Annotated in this window: 16 protein-coding genes; 8 read left to right on the top strand and 8 right to left on the bottom strand. The window is 64.7% G+C overall.

From position 1 onward, the window contains the following. The first annotated feature begins 30 nt into the window (after positions 1 to 30). Positions 31 to 456 (top strand): hypothetical protein, encoded by a 426-nt coding sequence (locus tag AC1DTF_RS00165; RefSeq protein ID WP_477472579.1) that lies wholly within the window; start codon positions 31 to 33, stop codon positions 454 to 456. Between the two features lie 2 nt (positions 457 to 458). Here AC1DTF_RS00165 and ilvA read toward each other — a convergent pair whose 3' ends face one another. Continuing rightward, positions 459 to 1,739 carry a threonine ammonia-lyase IlvA gene (gene ilvA, locus AC1DTF_RS00160; RefSeq protein WP_477472578.1) on the bottom strand — a complete coding sequence of 427 codons (1,281 nt, stop codon included), beginning with the start codon at positions 1,737 to 1,739 and terminating at the stop codon, positions 459 to 461. Between the two features lie 102 nt (positions 1,740 to 1,841). Between ilvA and AC1DTF_RS00155 the strand changes: the two genes are divergently transcribed. Next, on the top strand, positions 1,842 to 2,033 hold the full coding sequence (locus tag AC1DTF_RS00155) for a hypothetical protein (protein ID WP_477472577.1): 192 nt from the start codon (positions 1,842 to 1,844) through the stop codon (positions 2,031 to 2,033). Between the two features lie 37 nt (positions 2,034 to 2,070). On the opposite strand, the gene AC1DTF_RS00150 is transcribed toward AC1DTF_RS00155, so the two are convergent. After that, a complete protein-coding gene (locus AC1DTF_RS00150) occupies positions 2,071 to 2,451 on the bottom strand; it encodes a MerR family transcriptional regulator (RefSeq protein WP_477472685.1) in 381 nt (126 codons plus the stop codon). A gap of 61 nt (positions 2,452 to 2,512) precedes the next feature. On the opposite strand from AC1DTF_RS00150, the gene AC1DTF_RS00145 reads away from it, so the two are divergent. Further along, positions 2,513 to 2,956, top strand: coding sequence for a PPOX class F420-dependent oxidoreductase (locus AC1DTF_RS00145; protein ID WP_477472576.1), 444 nt, complete (start codon positions 2,513 to 2,515; stop codon positions 2,954 to 2,956). Positions 2,957 to 2,958: 2 nt separating this feature from the next. On the opposite strand, the gene dnaE is transcribed toward AC1DTF_RS00145, so the two are convergent. Next, the gene (gene dnaE / locus AC1DTF_RS00140; protein WP_477472575.1) at positions 2,959 to 6,495 is read right to left on the bottom strand and encodes a DNA polymerase III subunit alpha; all 3,537 of its coding nucleotides are present in this window, start codon (positions 6,493 to 6,495) and stop codon (positions 2,959 to 2,961) included. Positions 6,496 to 6,644: 149 nt separating this feature from the next. Here dnaE and AC1DTF_RS00135 point away from each other — a divergent pair, with 149 nt between their 5' ends. The 3 genes from AC1DTF_RS00135 to AC1DTF_RS00125 are packed head-to-tail and all read left to right on the top strand — an operon-like array spanning position 6,645 to position 9,102. Beyond that, positions 6,645 to 7,577, top strand: a complete 933-nt coding sequence (locus AC1DTF_RS00135) for an ATP-binding cassette domain-containing protein (RefSeq protein ID WP_477472574.1) — start codon at positions 6,645 to 6,647, stop codon at positions 7,575 to 7,577. Further along, on the top strand, positions 7,574 to 8,311 hold the full coding sequence (locus tag AC1DTF_RS00130; RefSeq protein ID WP_477472573.1) for an ABC transporter permease: 738 nt from the start codon (positions 7,574 to 7,576) through the stop codon (positions 8,309 to 8,311). The genes AC1DTF_RS00135 and AC1DTF_RS00130 overlap by 4 nt, the downstream gene beginning before the upstream one ends. Continuing rightward, positions 8,308 to 9,102 (top strand): ABC transporter permease, encoded by a 795-nt coding sequence (locus AC1DTF_RS00125; protein ID WP_477472572.1) that lies wholly within the window; start codon positions 8,308 to 8,310, stop codon positions 9,100 to 9,102. Before AC1DTF_RS00130 ends, AC1DTF_RS00125 begins: the two co-directional genes overlap by 4 nt. Here AC1DTF_RS00125 and AC1DTF_RS00120 read toward each other — a convergent pair. From AC1DTF_RS00120 to AC1DTF_RS00105, 4 genes are all read right to left on the bottom strand, one after another. Beyond that, complete coding sequence (locus AC1DTF_RS00120) at positions 9,063 to 10,217, bottom strand: HTTM domain-containing protein (RefSeq protein ID WP_477472571.1); 1,155 nt, start codon at positions 10,215 to 10,217, stop codon at positions 9,063 to 9,065. The genes AC1DTF_RS00125 and AC1DTF_RS00120 overlap by 40 nt on opposite strands. After that, positions 10,214 to 10,678 carry a hypothetical protein gene (locus AC1DTF_RS00115; protein ID WP_477472570.1) on the bottom strand — a complete coding sequence of 155 codons (465 nt, stop codon included), beginning with the start codon at positions 10,676 to 10,678 and terminating at the stop codon, positions 10,214 to 10,216. Before AC1DTF_RS00115 ends, AC1DTF_RS00120 begins: the two co-directional genes overlap by 4 nt. Before the next feature lie 296 nt (positions 10,679 to 10,974). After that, on the bottom strand, positions 10,975 to 11,907 hold the full coding sequence (locus AC1DTF_RS00110; RefSeq protein WP_477472569.1) for a glycosyltransferase family 2 protein: 933 nt from the start codon (positions 11,905 to 11,907) through the stop codon (positions 10,975 to 10,977). Between the two features lie 3 nt (positions 11,908 to 11,910). After that, positions 11,911 to 13,233 (bottom strand): UDP-glucose dehydrogenase family protein, encoded by a 1,323-nt coding sequence (locus AC1DTF_RS00105; protein ID WP_477472568.1) that lies wholly within the window; start codon positions 13,231 to 13,233, stop codon positions 11,911 to 11,913. Between the two features lie 851 nt (positions 13,234 to 14,084). Between AC1DTF_RS00105 and AC1DTF_RS00100 the strand changes: the two genes are divergently transcribed. Both AC1DTF_RS00100 and AC1DTF_RS00095 read left to right on the top strand, forming a co-directional pair. Then, positions 14,085 to 15,179 carry a glycosyltransferase gene (locus AC1DTF_RS00100; RefSeq protein ID WP_477472567.1) on the top strand — a complete coding sequence of 365 codons (1,095 nt, stop codon included), beginning with the start codon at positions 14,085 to 14,087 and terminating at the stop codon, positions 15,177 to 15,179. 15 nt (positions 15,180 to 15,194) lie between these two features. After that, positions 15,195 to 16,022, top strand: coding sequence for an FkbM family methyltransferase (locus tag AC1DTF_RS00095; protein WP_477472566.1), 828 nt, complete (start codon positions 15,195 to 15,197; stop codon positions 16,020 to 16,022). On the opposite strand, the gene AC1DTF_RS00090 is transcribed toward AC1DTF_RS00095, so the two are convergent. Continuing rightward, positions 15,997 to 19,104 (bottom strand): MMPL/RND family transporter, encoded by a 3,108-nt coding sequence (locus AC1DTF_RS00090; protein ID WP_477472565.1) that lies wholly within the window; start codon positions 19,102 to 19,104, stop codon positions 15,997 to 15,999. The two genes, AC1DTF_RS00095 and AC1DTF_RS00090, sit on opposite strands and share 26 nt — an antisense overlap. Positions 19,105 to 19,140: the final 36 nt, after the last annotated feature.

The raw sequence follows: 19,140 nt of genomic DNA, 5'->3' as shown, positions 1-19,140 counted from the left end.
CCGCCCGCCGGGTTGCCCGACGATGCGGATATGACTGCGATCCTGCCCATTCCGCCGCTCGACACCGCCACCGATCCGGTGCGGTCACCCGCTGACATCGGCCAGCGCTGGCGCGCCCTGATGGGACCGGTGGCATTCGCCAGGCCCCTGCTGGACTTCGTGTTCGTCGGCCCGGACCGGTGTTTCGTCACGGTGCTCACCGAAGTCGAGGTCGATCCGGAACCCGATACGGCACATGTCGCGAGGCTGATGGCGATCATCGCCGAGTTGTTGGAGGACGGCCCGCCAGGGACCACGGTGGCGTTCCTGTTCACCCGGCCGGGCCGCGACGGGGTATCGGCGACGGACAGACGCTGGGCCGCGGTGATCAGCGCGGAGGCCGCCGCGCTCGGTATCCCGATCGAACCGATCTTCCGGGCCAACGACGATGCGCTGGTCGAAGTGCCGCCGGCGTGAGATCAGGTCAGGTAGCGGTAGGTCGGCGAACCCGGTTCCAGCAGTTCGACATGCGCCTCGGAGTCGTGCATCCGTTGCAGCAGCCCGTCGAGGTCTGTCGACGAGCCCAGCTCGATACCGACCAACGCCTCACCGGTTTCGCGGTTGTTGCGCTTGACGTACTCGAACAGGGTGATGTCGTCGTTGGGTCCGAGCACGCTGTCCAGGAATCCGCGCAGGGCACCCGGCTCCTGCGGGAAGTCCACCAGGAAGTAGTGCTTGAGCCCGCGGTGCACCAGCGACCGTTCGAGGATCTCGCCGTACCGCGAAACATCGTTGTTGCCACCGGAGATGATGCACACCACGGTGGAGCCGGGCTCGATGGCGGCCTCCATCAACGCGGCCACCGACAATGCTCCCGCCGGCTCGGCGATGATGCCCTCACTCTGATACAGGTCGAGCATCGCCGAACACACCGCGCCCTCGTCGACCGAGGTGATCGACAACATGTCGCCGGCCGCGGCCAGCGCCGCGTACGGGTTCGCGCCGGCCTTCGCCACGGCAGCCCCGTCGACGAACTGGTCCACATGCTCCAGCGTCACCGGGGTGCCCGCGGCCAGGGCGGCCATCATCGATGCCGCGCCGGCCGGCTCGGCGCCGAGCACCGCCGAGTTGGTGGTGCGCTCGGACAGATAGGTGGTGATACCGGCGATGCACCCGCCGCCGCCGACCGGGACGATCACCACGTCGGGCTCACCGGGCAGCTGCTCGAGCAGCTCGACGGCGATGGTGCCCTGCCCGGCCATCGTGCGCGGGTCGTCATAGGGCGGCACCAGGGTGGCGCCGGTGCGGGCCACGTCGTCGAGTGCGGCCTGTGCGGCCAGGTCGTAGGTCTTGCCGCCGACGATCAACTCGATGAACTCGCCGCCGTGATAGCGGATCCGGTCGCGTTTCTGCTTGGGCGTCTTGGCCGGCACGTAAACACGGCCGTGCACGCCCATGGACCGGCATGCCAGCGCGAAGCCCTGGGCGTGATTGCCTGCCGAGGAACAGACCACCCCGGCGGCGAGCTCGTCGGGGGTCAGTTGCATCAGCAGGTTGTAGGCGCCGCGGAGCTTGTAGGAACGCACCGCCTGCAGGTCCTCACGCTTGAGGTACACCTGGGCGCCCGTGGCCTGGGACAACCGGTCGCTGAACTGCAAGGGGCTCTGGGTGACGACGCCGGCGATTCGCGCAGCGGCCTCGTCGATGTCGGCCGCGGTGAGCGGCGATACCTGGGGGCCTCGAATCAGATCAGCAGACACCGCTCAATGGTGCCATCACCTGCTCTCCAGGCGAAAACGGTTAATCCAACTCATACAGGGTTTCGGTTGCCCGAACTCTAGGTTGCGAGTTATCGTGTAACCGTGACCACGCACACCGAAATCAGCGTCGCCGGCGTTCCCTGGCCGATGTACAAGGCGCTGGCGCTGATCGTCGGTGCCCTGGTGCTCGTGGTGGTCGGTGTCGTCACCGCCAGCCTCGGCCCGGCCGTGCTCACCGCCGCCGGCGCGGCGACGCTGGTGTGGCTGGCCGGCGGTATGTCCGCCCGTCGCTGACCGCGTCGACCCTTGCCTCGCCCCGTCGAGGCTCTGATCAGGTAAGCAGCGTGTGGTGGATGCCGCACGTGCACTCGCCGATCGTCGGGCATTCACAGCTCATCCCCCACTGGATGACCTTCTTGGCGCGCACCAGAGCCGCCATCTGGGCGTCGATCTCGGCGAGTTTCAGCTCGGCCAAGGCGCGAGCCACCGGTTTCCCCGCGGCGTCGTCCCCCAGCAGTGCCGTGATCTCGTGCAGCGCGAAGCCCGCCACCTTGCAGGCACGTATCACCTCGAGCCGGGTCAGGATGGACTCCTGATAGCGGCGCCGGCCACCCACGCGATCCGGGGCGGGCAGCAACCCGACCTGCTCGTAATAGCGCAACGTCGTCTGGGCGACACCGGTGCGATGCGCCACCTCGCCGATGGACAGCATTGCGGCCACCGAGACACCTCCCCTTGACTTAGAGCCAACTCTAAGTTGTTCACTGGCGATCATGTCATCCATCGAGACCGACCTCGCCGCCCTGAGCCGTTCCCGCTACGCCATGTTGCGCACCTATCGCCGCGACGGCACGCCGGTCGACACCCCGATCTGGTTCGTCGTCGACGGCCGAACCCTACTGTTCCGCACCAAGATCGGACCCAAGACCAGACGGCTACAGTCCCACCCGGATGTCGTGTTGAGACCCAGCGACCACCGTGGCGACCGGCTGGGTGCCGCGGTGACCGGACGGGCCCGGACACTTGCCGGTGACGATGCCCAACGCGGCAACACGGCGTTGCGCCGGCGCTACGGATGGCAGTGGAACATCGTCCCGTTGCTCAAGATCCCCGGTGTCACGAATGTGCACAGCGATTTACCGCTCCGCGAGAAGCTGCGTCGAGCACGCCACCGCGGTCTCTGGCCGGACAGCGCGATCATCGCGGTGGATCTCTAGGGTCAGCCGCCCAGGCAGCCGGGCCCGAGCAGCGCCTTGAGATCCCCCATCAGCGCCGACGACGGCGTGACCCGCAACGACTGATCGAGCTCCAGGGTGGTGATGCGCTCACCGCTGATCAGCCGCAGATGCACCTGCGAGGTCCCCGGGTGGCGGGCCAGCACCTGCTTGAGCGCAGTGACCTTGTCCACCGTGCACTGCCGGGTCGGCAGGCTGACAGCCACCGGCCGGTCGCCCTGGGCGTTCGAGAAGTCCGGCACGATGAGGTCATTGGCGATCAACGAGATCCGGTCGTCACGAATGGCCACCTTGGCGCCGACCAGCACCACCGCGTCATCGGCGATGTCGGCGCCGAACGCCGTGTAGGTCTGCGGGAAGAACAGCACCTCGATCCCACCCGTGAGATCTTCCAGTTGGGCTGAGGCCCAAGGCAATCCGTTCTTGTTGACGCGGCGGTTCACCGACGCGAGGATGCCGCCGATGCGCACCTGGGTGTCGTTGGCGATATCGCCTTCCAGGATCGCCGGGATCTGGGTGTCGACCTGCGCGGCCAGCAGATGCGCCACACCGTCCAACGGATGGCCGGACACGTAGAGCCCCAGCATCTCCCGTTCCAGGGCGAGCTTGTGCTTGTCCTCCCACTCGCCCTCGGGCACGGGAATGGTGAAGACGGACTCCATTCCCGAATCGGCGTCGCCGCCGCCGAACAGATCGAACTGGCCGATCGCCTCGGCCTTCTTGGTGCCCAGCACCGAGTCCACCGCATCGGCGTGCACGAGGAACAGGCCCTTACGCGGATGCCCCAGCGAGTCGAAGGCGCCGGCCTTGACCAGCGATTCCGTCACCTTCTTGTTGCAGGCACCGATGTCGATCTTGTTGAGGTAGTCGGAGAAGTCGGTGTACTTGCCTTTGTCGTTGCGCGCGTTGATGATCGACTGCACGACATTGGCGCCGACGTTGCGCACACCGCCCAAGCCGTACCGGATGTCCTGCCCGACCGAGGCGAAGTTGTGCACCGATTCGTTGACATCCGGCGGCAGCACCGTGATCCCGAGCCGGCGGCAGTCCGACAGATAGATCGCCGCCTTGTCCTTGTCATCGCCCACCGAGGTGAGCAGACCCGCCATGTATTCGGCCTGATAGTTGGCCTTGAGATACGCGGTCCAGAACGACACCAGGCCGTAGCCGGCCGCGTGCGATTTGTTGAACGCGTAACCGGCGAACGGAAGAATGGTGTCCCACAACGCCTTCACCGCGGCCTCGGAGAAACCGTTGGCGGTCATACCTTCTTTGAAGCCCTTGTACTCGGCCTCGAGCACCTCAAGCTTCTTCTTGCCCATCGCCTTTCGTAGCGCGTCGGCCTTACCCATCGAATAGCCGGCGACCTTCTGGGCGATGAACATGATCTGCTCTTGGTAGACGATCAGACCGTAGGTCTCGGCCAGGATCTCCTTGAGCGGTTCTTCGAGCTCCGGGTGAATCGGTTTGATCGCCTGGCGGCCGTTCTTGCGATCAGCGTAGTCATTGTGGGCGTTCATGCCCATCGGGCCCGGGCGGTACAGCGCCAGCACCGCGACGATGTCGTTGAACCCGGTGGGCTGCATCCGGCGCAGCAGGTCACGCATCGGCCCGCCGTCGAGCTGGAACACGCCCAGCGTGTCACCGCGGGACAGCAGCTCGTAGGTCGCCGGATCCTCCAGCGGGAGGTGGTCCATGTCCAGGTCGATACCGCGGTTGGCCTTGATGTTCTCCAGAGCGTCACCGATGACGGTGAGGTTGCGCAGACCCAGGAAGTCCATCTTGAGCAGCCCGATGGACTCGCAGGACGGGTAGTCCCATCCGGTGATGATGGCGCCGTCCTGCGGGCGCTTCCACAGCGGAATCGCGTCGACCAGCGGCTCGGAGCTCATGATCACCGCACAGGCGTGCACGCCCGCGTTGCGGACCAGGCCCTCCAGACCGCGGGCGGTCTCGTAGATGGTGCGGACATCGGGATCGGTGTCCAGCAGGCCGCGCACCTCGGCGGCTTCCTTGTAGCGTTCGTGCTTGGGGTCGGTGATACCCGAGAGCGGAATGTCCTTGGCCATGATCGGCGGCGGCAGCGCCTTGGTGATCCGATCGGCGATGGCGAACCCGGGCTGGCCGTAGTTGACGCGGGCCGAGTCCTTCAGAGCGGCCTTGGTCTTGATGGTGCCGAAGGTGATGACCTGGGCGACACGGTCACTGCCCCACTTGTCCGACGCGTAACGCACCATCTCACCGCGGCGGCGGTCGTCGAAGTCGATATCGATATCGGGAGCCGACGGGCGTTCGGGGTTCAGGAACCGCTCGAACAGCAACCCGTGCGGGATCGGGTCGATATTGGTGATGCCCATCGCGTAGGCGACCAGGGAACCTGCCGCCGAACCACGACCCGGGCCGACCCGGATGTTCACCGACCGGGCGTAGTTGATCAGATCGGCGACGATCAGGAAGTAGGCCGGGAAGCCCTTGTCGCAGATGACCTTGATCTCGTACTCGGCACGGTCGTGGTAGTCCTGGGTGGCACCACCAGGGAAGCGGCGCTTGAGGCCCTCCTGGACCTCGTGACGCAGCCACGTTCCCTGGTCGTGGCCCTCGGGCACCGGGAACACCGGCATCCGATCGCGTGGGGTCCACACATCGGCGTAGGACTGCACCCGTTCGCCGATCAGCAGGGTCGAGTCGCACGCTCCCGGCACCTGGGTGTCCCACAGCGCGCGCATGTCGGCGGCCGATTTCAGGTAGTAACCGTCACCGTCGAACTTGAACCGGGCCGGATCCGACAGCGTCTTACCGGTCTGCACACAGAGCAGCGCCTCATGGGTCTGGGAGGCCTCGCGGGTCACGTAGTGGCAGTCGTTGGTGGCCAGCGGTGGGATGCCGAGCTTCCGGCCCACCTCCAGCAGCCCTTCCCGGACCCGGCGCTCGATTTCGATGCCGTGATCCATCAACTCCAGGAAGAAATTCTCCTTGCCGAAGATGTCCTGCCATTTGGCGGCGGCGGCCACCGCTTCATCCATGTGACCCAGCCGCAGCCGGGTCTGTACCTCACCCGACGGGCAGCCCGTCGTGGCGATGATGCCCTCGGCATGCTCGGCGATCAGTTCGGCGTCCATGCGTGACCACTTGCCGAGCTGTCCCTCGAACGAGGCCATCGAGGACAGCTTGAACAGATTGCGCAACCCGGTCGCGTTCTCGGCGACCATCGTCATGTGGGTGTAAGCACCGCTACCGGAGACGTCGTCGCCCTTCTGGCTGCGATCACCCCACAGCACGCGCTTGGTGTCGAAGCGCGACGCAGGCGCGATGTAGGCCTCGATGCCGATGATGGGCTTGATCCCGGCATCGGTGGCGACGTTGTAGAACTCGCTGGCCCCGAACATGTTGCCGTGGTCGGTCATCCCGATGGCAGGCATCTCGAGGCGCTGCGCCTCGGCCACCATCGGTTTGACCTTCGCGGCACCGTCCAGCATCGAGTATTCGGTGTGGTTGTGCAGGTGCACGAACGAGGCGCTCATAGGGTGGCCAGTCTATTGGTGCGCTCCGACAGTTCCGGGCGTGTCGCGTGACGTGTCTTCTCCCCCGGCTCCGAAGCACGCCACAGACCTGACGTGACCCCGCGACCGTAGGTCTCACATAACCGGAAGCGGCTGTATCGTATGACTCCGTGATCGAGCTCAATAATGTCGCCAAGACATTCGGCGGCAGCGTCCCCGCCCTGCGCGACGTGAGCTTTTCCGTCCCGACCGGCTCGGTGTTGGCGTTGCTGGGACACAWCGGGGCAGGCAAGACGACCACGGTCAAGATCCTGTCGACCTTGCTCACGCCCAGCTCCGGCCAAGCCATCGTCGCGGGCTACGACGTGGCGCGCGAACCTGCCAAGGTGCGCCGCAATATAGGGGTCACCGGTCAGGACGCCGCGCTGGATCCCCGGCTCACCGGCCGGGAGAACCTCGTGCTCTTCGGGCGGCTGCGCGGCCTGAGCCGTGCCGAGGCCCGCGCCCGGGCAGAGGAACTCATCACCCAGTTCGACATGGGGCATGCGGCCGACCGTCAGGTCACCGGCTACTCCGGCGGTATGCGGCGACGCATCGATATCGCCATCTCGCTGGTGATCCTGCCCAAGGTGCTCTTCCTTGATGAGCCGACCACCGGTCTGGATCCGCGCAGCCGCCGCGACGTGTGGAACCTGGTGTCTTCGTTGAAGGCCCAGGACATCACCGTGTTGCTGACGACGCAGTATCTGGAGGAAGCCGATATCCTCAGCGACTCCATCGTCATCCTCAACGCCGGACAGATCGTGGCCAAAGGCACCGCAGACGAGCTCAAGCGCCAAACCGGTTCCAGCTACTGCGAGATGACCCCGCTGCATCCCGATGACCTGCCGCGGATCGCGGCGGCGCTGTCCGACTTCGACGAGGTCGAGGTGGACACGGACGCCACGACCGTGTCCGTGCCGGCCCCCAAGGGTGTGGCGACGCTGACCGAGGTGTTCCGGCGGATGGATGAGATCGGCGTCGAGCTCATCGACATCTCCCTGCGCAGGCCGTCCCTCGATGAGGTGTTTCTGCATCTCACCACCCCGGTCACCGCGACGTGACGGCGGTAGCGATTCTCGCGGCCCGCATCCTGCGAAAGGGGCGCGTGGATCTGGCATTCGCTGCGCTCGTGCCGATCAGCGGCCTGATCGGACTCACATTCCTGCTGCGCGACATCATCTCGACCGGTGAGATGAGCTACGCGCAATATGTGCTGCCGGCGATCGTCGTCCAGGCCATGCTGTTCGGCGCACTCACCACCACCGACCGGGCAGCCTGGGAGAAGGTCAGTGGCATCGGCGCCCGGATGCGCACCCTGCCCATCTCGCCCTACGCACCGTTGATGGCGCGGATGACATATTGCCTGGTGCGTGGCGTGCTGGCGCTGGCCGCCTCTTTCCTGGCGGCTTACCTTTTCGGATTCCGACTGACCGCCGGAATCGGTTATGCCGCGGCATTTGTCGTGATGGCGCTCGTCCTCACTCTTGCCCTGTCCTTCGGCGCCGACGCCACCGGAAGCAAGGCCGGTCAGACCGAGGTGGCCAGTCAGCTGCTGCTGGTTCCGCAGTTGCTGCTCGTGCTGCTGTCGACCGGCATCGCTCCGCTCGACGCCTTTCCGACCTGGCTGGCACCATTTGTGCAGTATCAGCCCATCTCGCAGATCACCGAGACACTGCGCGGTTTCACCAGCGGCCACATCGTGCCGGGCAATCTCATCGCCAGCCTGGCGTGGTGCCTCGGGATGCTTGTTGTCTTCGGCACCATCGCCATCCGAATCCAGGGGCGGCGATCATGACCACGAGCTCACAGCACCAGCGTTCGCTACTCGCCGAAAGCTGGATCTTCGCCAGTCGGCTCTTCATCCAGTGGCGCCGGTACCCGATGGTCCCGCTACAGGCGCTGCTGTTCCCCACCGGACTGCTGATCATCTACGGCCTGCTCGTCGGCAAATCGATGACCCGGATCACCGGGAACAGTGGTATCGATCTGCTGATTCCGGTCTGCGCCTTGGCCGGAGCGATGTCTGCCGCGGTCGGCGCCGGCCTGGCCGTGCCCTACGACCGAGACAGCGGTCTGCTCACCCGGCTGTGGCTCATGCCGGTCCACCGGACCGCACCGTTGACCGGCGCCCTGCTGGCCGAGGCCGTACGCACCATCGCCGGAACGGCGCTGGTGGTGGTTACTGCATTCGCGATGGGATTCCGGTTCGAGAGCGGCTGGCTCGGGATGGTGGTCTATCTGCTGATCCCGGTCGTCATCGTCGTTGTGTTCGCGACCATCGTCATCACGCTCGCGCTGCGGCCGCAGGGCCGGATCATCTTGACCTGGACGCAGAGTGGCTGCATGGGTCTGGCTTTCGCGACGCTCATCCCTCTCGACAGGCTCCCGGCGGTGCTGCGCCCCTTGGCCGAGTACCAGCCGATCGCGCCTCCGGCGGCCGCCATGCGGGCGCTGTCCTCGGGCGGCGATGTGTGGCAACCGCTCCTACTGACCGCGGTGTGGGCGGTGGTGCTCGGGGCACTGTTCGTGCCCGCCACCGTGCGCGGCTACCGGGCGGCGGTCGAAGGCGGCAAGCTCGACGGGTGAACATCGGCGCCCACCGGACGCCCCCGACGCAGCACGGTCCGCGCCTGCGACACCAGGTATGACACACCGACGATCGCGCCGATCACAATGATCGCGTTGCCGGCGATGAGGCCCGTCGCGATCCGGCCCGCCGGGTTCACCATCAGGAACCACGCTGCGCCGCCAAGGACCAATGCCACGATCCACGACACAGCGACGATGCCCCAGCCCGTGAACAGGGCGCGGTGCGTCACCACGAACTGCCTGGCAGCTTTACCGCCCGCGGAATCACCCAGCCAACGAGCCGCGGCCCCCCATGACACGAACGCCCCATAGGCCACCACAGCATTGCTGAAGTCGATGTTCATGGAGAGCAACACACCCAGATGAAAGGTCGTTGCCACGGCCAGCGTTGTCCGAAAGGCTCGCCACCACGGCAGGGCAAGCAATATGGAGAACTCGAAAAGCACGGTCATCCAGTCGATGAGTTCCCATGCAGCGGTCACGTCGTGCGCCGCGACCCACGTCGCCAGGAGGTGCGTTCGATCCTCGGTCAGAAATCCGAGCACGAAGTAACCGCGGGCCGCTTGACTGGACGGCGACAGCCATCCGGTCAGAAGTTTGGTCACTGCCGCGGCGAAGAATGCCCAGCCGATCAGAAGAGCCAACAGTCGCAGGGGCCATTGCCGCTGCGGCGAAGGTTCGTGCTTGCGTCGCAGCGCGTCGATCGAGAAGCGATCACCCCAATTGGCGAACGCCAATACCAACGGCACGATCACCATCAAGATCGTGTGGTCGACCTTGCCGAGCGTGAACGTCAGACCATATGTGAGGGAGAGCATCACCCAGGCGGCGATGGACACATACCTGGTCCAGATGCCCAGCGCGAGCATGACCAAGGTGAGCGATCGAAGGATTTCCAGTGCGATCAGTACGGTGAGCGACGGAAAGCCTGACAGCACCCAGAGCGGGCCTGGCGGCGCCTGGAACATGAAGTCGGGATACTCACTGACCCAAGAAATATCGGGCACGGTGAACAACGCTGCGACCGCATAGATGATCCGATAAATTCCCAGATCCGCAGACGTGAACGGTCCACGTTCCACCCAATGGTCAAACTTTTCGCCGATATTCATCTGGGCGCGTCGAAATCTATGTGAATTGTGTACATGGGCAGGTAGTCGATCGACGACGCGCTGGCGGCCCGGTAGGTGGCAGATCGCCAGACGATGTCGAGACCGACGACTGCGTCATCAGGGAACTGCTCAGCGACTCTCGATTCCAGCCATGCGACGACCTCGGGATCCGATCTGAGGGTGTCGTCCTTGAACGCAGCCGAGAATGCCATGAGCCGCACAGACGGACCCGGAGGCAGAATGCTCCCCATCGGGATCTGTTTGATGCGCCCATCGGCCAGTCGCAGTTGCAGTTCCGGATCTTTTGACGCGGGTTGCCCCGTTTCCAGCAAGCAGCCCGGACATGCTGCCGGAAAGCCGGGCAGGATCAGTGCGGGATAGGGTTCCGCGCGGGCGACTGCGAGAAAAATATACTGCAGCAAGGCAATCGACAGGACAGTCATGCCGAACACCAGTCGCACGGTCCGTTTTTGAGTCGGTTCCACCCACACCCCCCAGTGCGTCAGGCAGCCTTCACCGCATATTCACGCCAGACACCAACTACCATAGGTAGCTGCGCCAATGCCCCCACTGTCCGCAGCTGGCGAATAACTGGCAGAAGACGCCACAAAGTGAAGATACCTGCGCTACGCGAGCGACGCAACGCGAGCGGATATTTGCGTGGCAAACTATCTCATGCGCAAAATTTGCGCCGCGTGGTGCACTGACCGCTTGCCGTCACAGCAGCAGGCCATGCTCGGTCCGAACGCGAGCTCCGTCAGCCGACGTCCAGCCCAGGGCCAACCTCGAACCGGGCCGGCATCTCGAACTCCGAACGCTTCAGCCACGCCGAGATGAACCCGTATTGGAAGGCCAGACCGACGACCGCATTGGCCGCCAGTTCGCCCACCGGACGCCGCATTTCGGCACGCAGCGTGGTCCAGGCCTCCACCGGCGAATGCTTCGCCGGTGGGTGTGCACCGTCGGCGTCGCTCTCGTGGCGATGGGCCCAACGCAGGTAGGCGTTGCTGTGTCCGTAACGCTTCCACTGACTGCCCATGTCCCGCATTGCGGCCCGGGGCTCCCATTCCATCAGCACCCGGGTGTCGGTGGCGATCGTGCCGCCGGTCTGCTCCTGGATGCGCCAGCAGATATCGAGATCACCGCCGCCGCGCATGGCCCGGAATCCGCCGACCTTCGCGAACGCGGTGCGGTCGATGCCGAGATTCGCGGTCGGATAGTAATCGGGTTTGGGCGGGACCATCCCGATGGTCGCCTTCATGGCCCCGCCACCACGCGGCAGCATGAACGGCTGCATCTTGGCCGCCATCTTGGCCGCCAGCGTGGGCCCGGTGACGGTGCGAACATTCGTGCAGGACAAGGCAACTCCGGGTTGACCCTGCAGTGCGCGATGTGCGTCGAGCAAGCCGGGCAGTGGCCGGCAGCGACCGTCGATGAACAGCAGGATATCGGCGTTCGACTTGCTGGCGGCGAGCTGGCGGGCGTAGTACGGCCCCCGGCTGGTGGTGACCGTGACCACGTTGGCGCCCAGCGAACGCGCCACAGCTTCGGTCTCGTCGGTGGACGCGTCGTTCACGACGGTGACCCGGTCACCGGCGGACAGCTGATCCAGCAAGGACTGCAGTAGCTTCGGCAAATGGTCGGCCATGTCCCGGACCGGGATGATCACCTCGATGGTCTGACCCGTCACAAATCAGCCGTTCAATCCGCCGCGACCGAGGCTGTACACCTGCCATCCCGCGCCGGACCAGTAGTCACGGTCGATCGCATTGCGGGTGTCGAGCAGTCGTGGCTCCCGGACGACCGCCCGGAACGAGGTGGGATCGATATTGCAGTACTCGTCCCATTCGGTCGCGAGCACGATCAGATCGGCATTGCGGCAGGCCTCTTCGGCGCTGTCGAAGTAGCCGAGCGTCGGGAACCGTGCCTTGGCGTTCGCGATCGCCTTCGGATCGTGAACGCGAACGTCGGCGCCCTTCAGATGCATTGCCGCAGCGACGTTCAGGGCAGGTGAATCGCGGACGTCATCACTGTTCGGCTTGAAAGCAGCGCCCAGCACGGCGATGCTCTTACCGAGGAAGTCTCCCCCGACGACGGCACGCGCCACCGCGACGGCCTTCTCACGCCGACGCAGGTTGATCTTGTCGACCTCGTGCAGGAATCGCAGCGCGTCAGAAGCACCCAGCTCACCGGCGCGCGCACTGAACGCGCGAATGTCCTTCGGCAGGCAGCCGCCGCCGAAGCCCAAGCCCGCATTGAGGAATCGCTTGCCGATGCGGTCGTCGTATCCCAGCGCGCGGCTGAGCGTCACCACGTCGGCGTCGACGATCTCGCACACCTCGGCCATCGCGTTGATGAACGAGATCTTGGTGGCCAAGAAGGCATTGGCGGCGACCTTGACCAGTTCCGAGGTCGGAAGGTCCGCGGTCAGGTGCGGGGTGCCGGCCTCGATGATGGATCCGTACACCTCCTGCAGGGTCTTCTCCGCGTATTCGGAGGTGACCCCGAAAACCAGGCGGTCCGGCCGCAGGGTGTCCTCGATCGCCTTGCCCTCCCGGAGGAACTCCGGGTTCCAGGCGACCTCAAGCCGATGTGCCGAGGGCGTGTTCGCCACCTCGGCGGCGAGGCGCTGCGCGGTACCCACCGGCACGGTGGACTTGCCGACGATCAACCCGTCGCCATCGGCATGTGTGGCGACGGACCGAAACGCGCTGTCCACGTACTCGATATTGGCCGCATCCGAGCCCGCCAGCTGCGGGGTGCCGACACAGACGAAGTGCACCGAAGCACCGGAGACCGCTTCTTCGACGGACTGAGTGAACTTCAGCCGGCCGGTCGCGAGAACCTCGCCGAGGAGTTCGTCGAACCCCGGTTCGAAGAAGGGCGACGTACCTGTGGACAGCGTGGCGATCTTGGAGGCATCGGTGTCGTACGCAACGACCTCGTGGCCGATCTGTGCCATGCAGGCGGCATGAACGGCGCCCAGATAGCCCGTTCCGATCACACTCAATTTCATCTGGCTGCTCTCCAAGCTCTAGCAGTACGTTGGGACCACGCGGGATGAGACTCAAAAAACAGAATTGTTCCCGGCCGATCGAGTCTGCCCGCCACGAAATTCTCCCTCACTGGAGGTGTCCGCCGCGCGCTGACTCCAGCGCGACGGGTGGCGGGCCACTGAAGACACTGAGCCATCGCCGCTAAGTACACCACATCGTGGCGCTCTCGCAACGTCAGGTCACAGCCACCCCGGGAACCTCACCAGCACCGAATATCCAGCACCGAATCCGTCTGCCGTGCCGCTCACGACATTGATTCTGCAAGTACCTGGCGACGGGCACGCGCGATCTCAGCAATCAACCTCCGCGGTCGCGCGCCGGTCCGCGACAGCGCATATCGGCCTTCAGTGCCCCTCCCGTCGATCGCGTTAAGTGACGCGGTACACCACATGCTGAAGTGGCCACAACAAACATCGGCACGCTTCTTGCGATCAGAAACGCCGCCGACGAGCGAAGCTGGATACTATGGCCTTCGACAGCGCTCAAGCTGAGTGAAACGCACGGAATACAATGTCAGCGAACATATTTCGAGCCACGAAATGCTCGGGTGCAGTCCCGAACAGGTGGACAGGCCGCCCCCACATCACACCGAAGGAGCACGTACTGGCGAATCGACTGCAATTTGCCAGTTTGCCACCTGGCGCATTGCCGCGACCGCCAACCACGGACTCCTCGAACGCCGCCTCTCCGTATCCTGGTTGAAATCTCTACGGCAACAGCTAATTTGAGCACGACCGGTGGGCGAATCGGATGACCACGAGTTCGCTTTTCTGGCAGGCGCTGCCAATAAAGAGCGGTAAGGTTCCGGTCCATGGCCCGTTTGCTGTCTCGAGCGGTCAAACCCACCGCGGAGAAGCCTGTCAAACCAGTCCCAGCCCCCGTAGAGGTGCTGGTCTGGCCGCATTGGTTCGATAACCCGTACATGCCCAGCTTGGTCGGCGCACTCAAGGACGAGGGCATCGCGGTCACCTCGCCGCACGTATTGAGCAGCGGTTCCGCTCACCTGAAGCCCGGCGATTGGTTGCACGCGCACTGGTCGACCGAAGCGCATACCCACCACATACGCTGGGTGTATCAGGCCCGAGCTGCGCTGTTCCACCAACAAGTCCGAAGGCTGAAACGACGCGGCGTGCGCATTGCATGGACGGCGCACAACCTTTTGCCACATGACGACCCGCACCCGGACCTCGGCCGGAAGGCTCGCCGCGACCTACTCGCACTCGCCGACCACGTGTTCATACATTTTCCGGGCGCCCAAGCGATACTCGCGAGAGAACTCGGATACACCGGCCCGTGCACGGTGGTTCACCATCCGCACTACATCGACTCGCACCCGACGCCACCCACACAGGCCGATGCACGCGCGAAACTCAGACTTCCCAGCGAGGGCTTCGTCGCTTTGGCATTCGGACTCATCCGGCCCTACAAGGGCATCGACGACATCATTCATGCGTTCCAGAAGGTCGCCGGCGAGCAAGACCGACTCGTGCTCGCCGGCCATCCCGAGGGCGACGTCTCGGCAGAGCTCGCTCTCGCTCGCCGCGACCCTCGAATTGTTCTGCATGCGAAGCGTATTCCCGGTGCAGATGTTCCGATCTACTTTGCCGCGGCCGACGCTGCCGTCATCGCGCACCGCGCCTTCTTCACCTCCGGTAGCGCATTGCTGGCGCTCAGCATGGGTTGCCCTGTCGTCGGTCCCGGGATCAATCACCTCGCCGATCTCGCCGGGGATCAGCGCCTTTACCCGGTCGAACTCGGCGTCGACGGATTGGCCGCGGGGCTGATCGAGGCACGAGAAAAGGCGCGCAGTGTCGACCGCGAGGCACTACGTCAGTGGGCGTCCGACTATGGCTCCTGGCGGGATGCCGCGGCCACGAGCGCAGCGGTGTTTCGCGATCGCAGGTAACGGCGAGGAGAACCGATGAACCTTCTGAAAGGCTTCCGCAAGGCCGCCGACGCACTTCCAGTGCATCGCCTGCACGCTCGTCAACTGGTCCACAGGGAACTTCACCACGGGGAACCTGAGCTCCGACTCCTCGCGATCCTGACCGACCCGAGCCGCGATTTCCTCGACGTCGGTGCAAACAGAGGCGTCTACTCCTTCTACGCGCTCAGTCGCTTCCGGAAGGTGTTCGCCGTGGAGGCGCATCCAGACATGGTTGTCGGTCTCCGGCGGATCATCAAGGCAGACAATGAAGTCCTTCCGGTCGCACTCTCGGACGAGGTCGGCGAGACAACATTGCACATCCCGACCCGCCATGGTCGCGACGTGTTCACGCGCAGTTCACTGCAGAAGGACGCCAACCCGGGCTTCAGACTACGAACGGTCACCGTACCGACAACCACCATCGACCAACTGGGACTCCGTGAGGTCGGCGTCCTGAAGATCGATGTTGAAGGTCACGAGTCGGCGGTTCTGTGCGGCGGGACCGAGACACTACGGACGGTCAAACCGACRTGCATCGTCGAGTGCGAGGAAAGACACAACGCAGGAGGAGTCGAGAGGACATTCTCGTTCTTCGACTCGATCAACTACCGCGGCTACTTTCTACACCGCGGCAAGCTGCGGGATGTGGGAGAGTTCGACACCGCGGCACTCCAGCGATCAGAAGCCGCAAAGTCGTTGGGAGGCAACCGCTCCCCTGACTACGTGAACAACTTCATCTTCGTGCACCGGGACAACGATGAGCACCTGACTCGGGTCCACGAGGCCTTCAACGTGGTCAGTGAGTCCGCCAGGCCGCAGTGACCATCGACGCCTTGGCCACCGCGACGCCGTAACCGACGTCGGTGTCGTCGTCATAGGGGTCGTCGTCGACGGGGAACGTCATCGGCTTGGCCTTGTACGTGGGCGATTCCTTCTTGACGAAGGGTATGCGCCGCTTCAGATCGCTGGGAACCGTTGAGGGCCACCAGTTCTTCTCCCCCAGCAGCACCGCCAGCGCCGGCACCGTGATGGTGCGCACCACGAAGGTGTCCAGCAGCAGACCGATGCCGATGATGAAGCCGAGCTGCACGATCGCGGCGATGTGGCTCACCGTCATGGCAAGCATCGACGCGGCGAAGATCAGGCCGGCGGACGTGATGACGCCGCCGGTGGCGCCGATGGTGCGGATCACCGCCACCTTCGTCCCACGGTGGGCTTCCTCCCGTATTCGGGAGATCAGCAGCAGGTTGTAGTCGGCGCCGACGGCCACCAGCACGAGGAACGTGAAGCCCGGCGTGTTCCAGAAGATGGGCTGTTTCAGGATGATCTGGAAGAACACCACGGCGATGCCCAGCGCGGACATATAGGACAGCACCACCGAGAGCACCAGATAGATGGGTGCCACGATCGCGCGCAGCAGCAGCGCCAGGATCAGGAACACCACGATCAGCGTGACGAGCACGATGTAGCGGATGTCGCCGTTGTAGTAGTCGCGGATCTCGCTCTGATAGACGCTGGTGCCCACCATGGCGATATCCGCATCGGCCAGCGCGGTGTTGGGCATCGAGCTGCGGGCCGCCTCGATGATGTCGTCGACCTGGTCCATCGCATTGGCGCCGAACGGGTCGTGCGCGGTCTGCACCATGTAGCGCGCGGTGTGGCCGTCCGGGGAGATGAAGAGCCCGGCGGCCTTCTCGAACTCGGGCCGGGTCAGGATCTGCGGCGGGATGTAGAACCCGGACATCGACGGGTCCGCGGCGTCGCGTTTCATCGCCAGCAAAAAGTCGGAGGCCTGGCTCAGTCCGCCGCCCATCTGCCGGGTCTGATCGACCAGCAGCTGGACGCCCTGGGCAAGTGCCGCGCTGGAATCGGCAAGTGTGTTGACGCCGGTCAGCAGCTCGTCCATCTGGGCTTCGACGTCTTCTGGCCGGTTCAGCCCGAGCTGATCGGCGGCACCCAGCGCCTTCTCCAGGTTGTCGGTGACTCCGCCGACCGAGCGCTGCAGGCCGTCACCCTCCTGGGTGGTCTCCATCTGCTTCGACAGCTCGTAGAGCTGCTGGATGGTGCCGTCGTCATAGGCGGTGACGATGCGCTTCATATCGACGCGCACGGCGTTGCACGCCGGGTCCAGCGTGCACATCGGGCTGTTGTCCAGCACCGCCACCATCGGTGCCATCCAGGTGTAGTTGAGCACCACTTGTTCCAGTCCGACACCCATGGATCGGCCCAGGTTGCGCATCACCGTGATGAGCCGGGCGCCGACGTCGATGTCGTTCAGAGTGGCTGCGCCGCCGTACTCCTCCTCGATCTCGACCAGAGAGGTGAGGATGGTGCGCACCGAGGGCGCGGCGGCCATCACCTGATCGCGGATCTTGTCGAGCGCGCCGGCCAGCGTGTGCGCGCCCTCCGACAGCTGGGTCAGCCGGGAATCGTTCTCGTCGATGAGATTGGTTGCCTCGCCGAGCTTGTCGCCCACCTCGCCGGCCTGATGGGTGGCGCGCGCCTCGGTGAGCATCTCGCCGTTGGGCCGGGTGATCCCGCGGACGGCCGCAATGTCGGGCAGCTGGCTGATCCGGTTGGCCATCTGTTCCATGTCCGCCAGCGCCCGCGGTGACCGAAGATCCTGGGTTTCGGAATGCACGACGATGAACTGCTGAATCGACGCGCTGGCCGGGAAATGAGCGTTCATGGTCTGGTAGGAGTTGTTGCTGTCCGATTCGGTGGGCAGGTTCTTGCGGTCGTCGTAGTTGAAGTCGACCAGCAGCGCGCAGGCCGCCAGCGCAACGAGCACCACCAGGCTGCCGAACAGGTTGAGTTTGGGCTTGCGGACGATGCTGACGGCCATCCGGCGCCACATGGGACCGGTGATGTCCTTGCGCGGATTCACCCAGCCCCGGCGGCCGGCCAGGGTGATGAACGCCGGCAGCAGCGTGATGGATCCCAGGAACCCGATGAAGATCGTCGCCGCGAGCGCCGGTCCGACACTGGAGAACACGCTCAGCGTGGCGAAGGACAATGCCGAGAAGGTGATCGCCACCGTGCCCGCGGATCCCGCGATCACCTCGCCGATGGTGACCATGGCACCGACGATCGCCTCGTCGGTGTGCACGCCTTTTCGGATGTACTCCTGATATCGGCTGAAGAAGAAAACGGCATAGTCCACCCCTGCGCCGAGCATCATGCCGGTGATCAGCACGATCGTCTGCGGTGCCAGGCCGAGTCCGAGCAGACCGAGGCCGGCCACCACCTGCTGGGCGACCGCCAGCGAGATCCCGATGCTCAGCAGCGGGATCACCATGGCGACGAGATTGCGGTAGACGATGATCAAGATCAGCAGGACCGTCACCACGGTGGAGATCTCGATCAGGTGCTGGTCGCGCAGGGCGATCTCGGTGACGTCTTCCATCGTCGCCGCCGCACCGACGATGCTCGGCTTCAGCGTGGTGCCGGCCGTGGTGTCGTTGATGATCTTGACGGCGTCGCGGTAGGCCGCCTGGCCGACTCCGGTACCCATGGTGCCGTTAAGGCTGACGGGCAGGTTCCAGGCCTTGCCGTCTTTGCTCGACATCGCCGGGCGGATTTCTTTGATGCTGATGAAATCCTGCATCGAGACCACGATGTCGGTCCGCGCACGCAGGTTCTCGACGATTTTGCGGTAGGTGTCCTCGTCCTGGTCGGTCAACCCGTTGTCGTTGACGAGAATGACCGCTATGAGGTTGGTCGCATCGGCCTCGTTGAAGGCGTCTTTCATTTGCTGGCTGGTCTGAAGGACCGCCGCGTCCCTCGGCATGAAGTCCGGAGGGTTGCGCTGCGCCACCGTGATCAGCGGCGGGAGCGCCGCGAACAGGGAACCGGCGATGACCAGCCAAGCGGCAATGATGAGCACGGGATGACGAACGATCATGCGACCGTTTGAGGCGAGAAGGCCGCGCGCGGTCAC

Source organism: Mycobacterium sp. P4_H6 (assembly GCF_056400845.1).
Note: the sequence above shows the minus strand (reverse complement) of the source record. Positions and strands in the feature narration are given on the sequence as shown.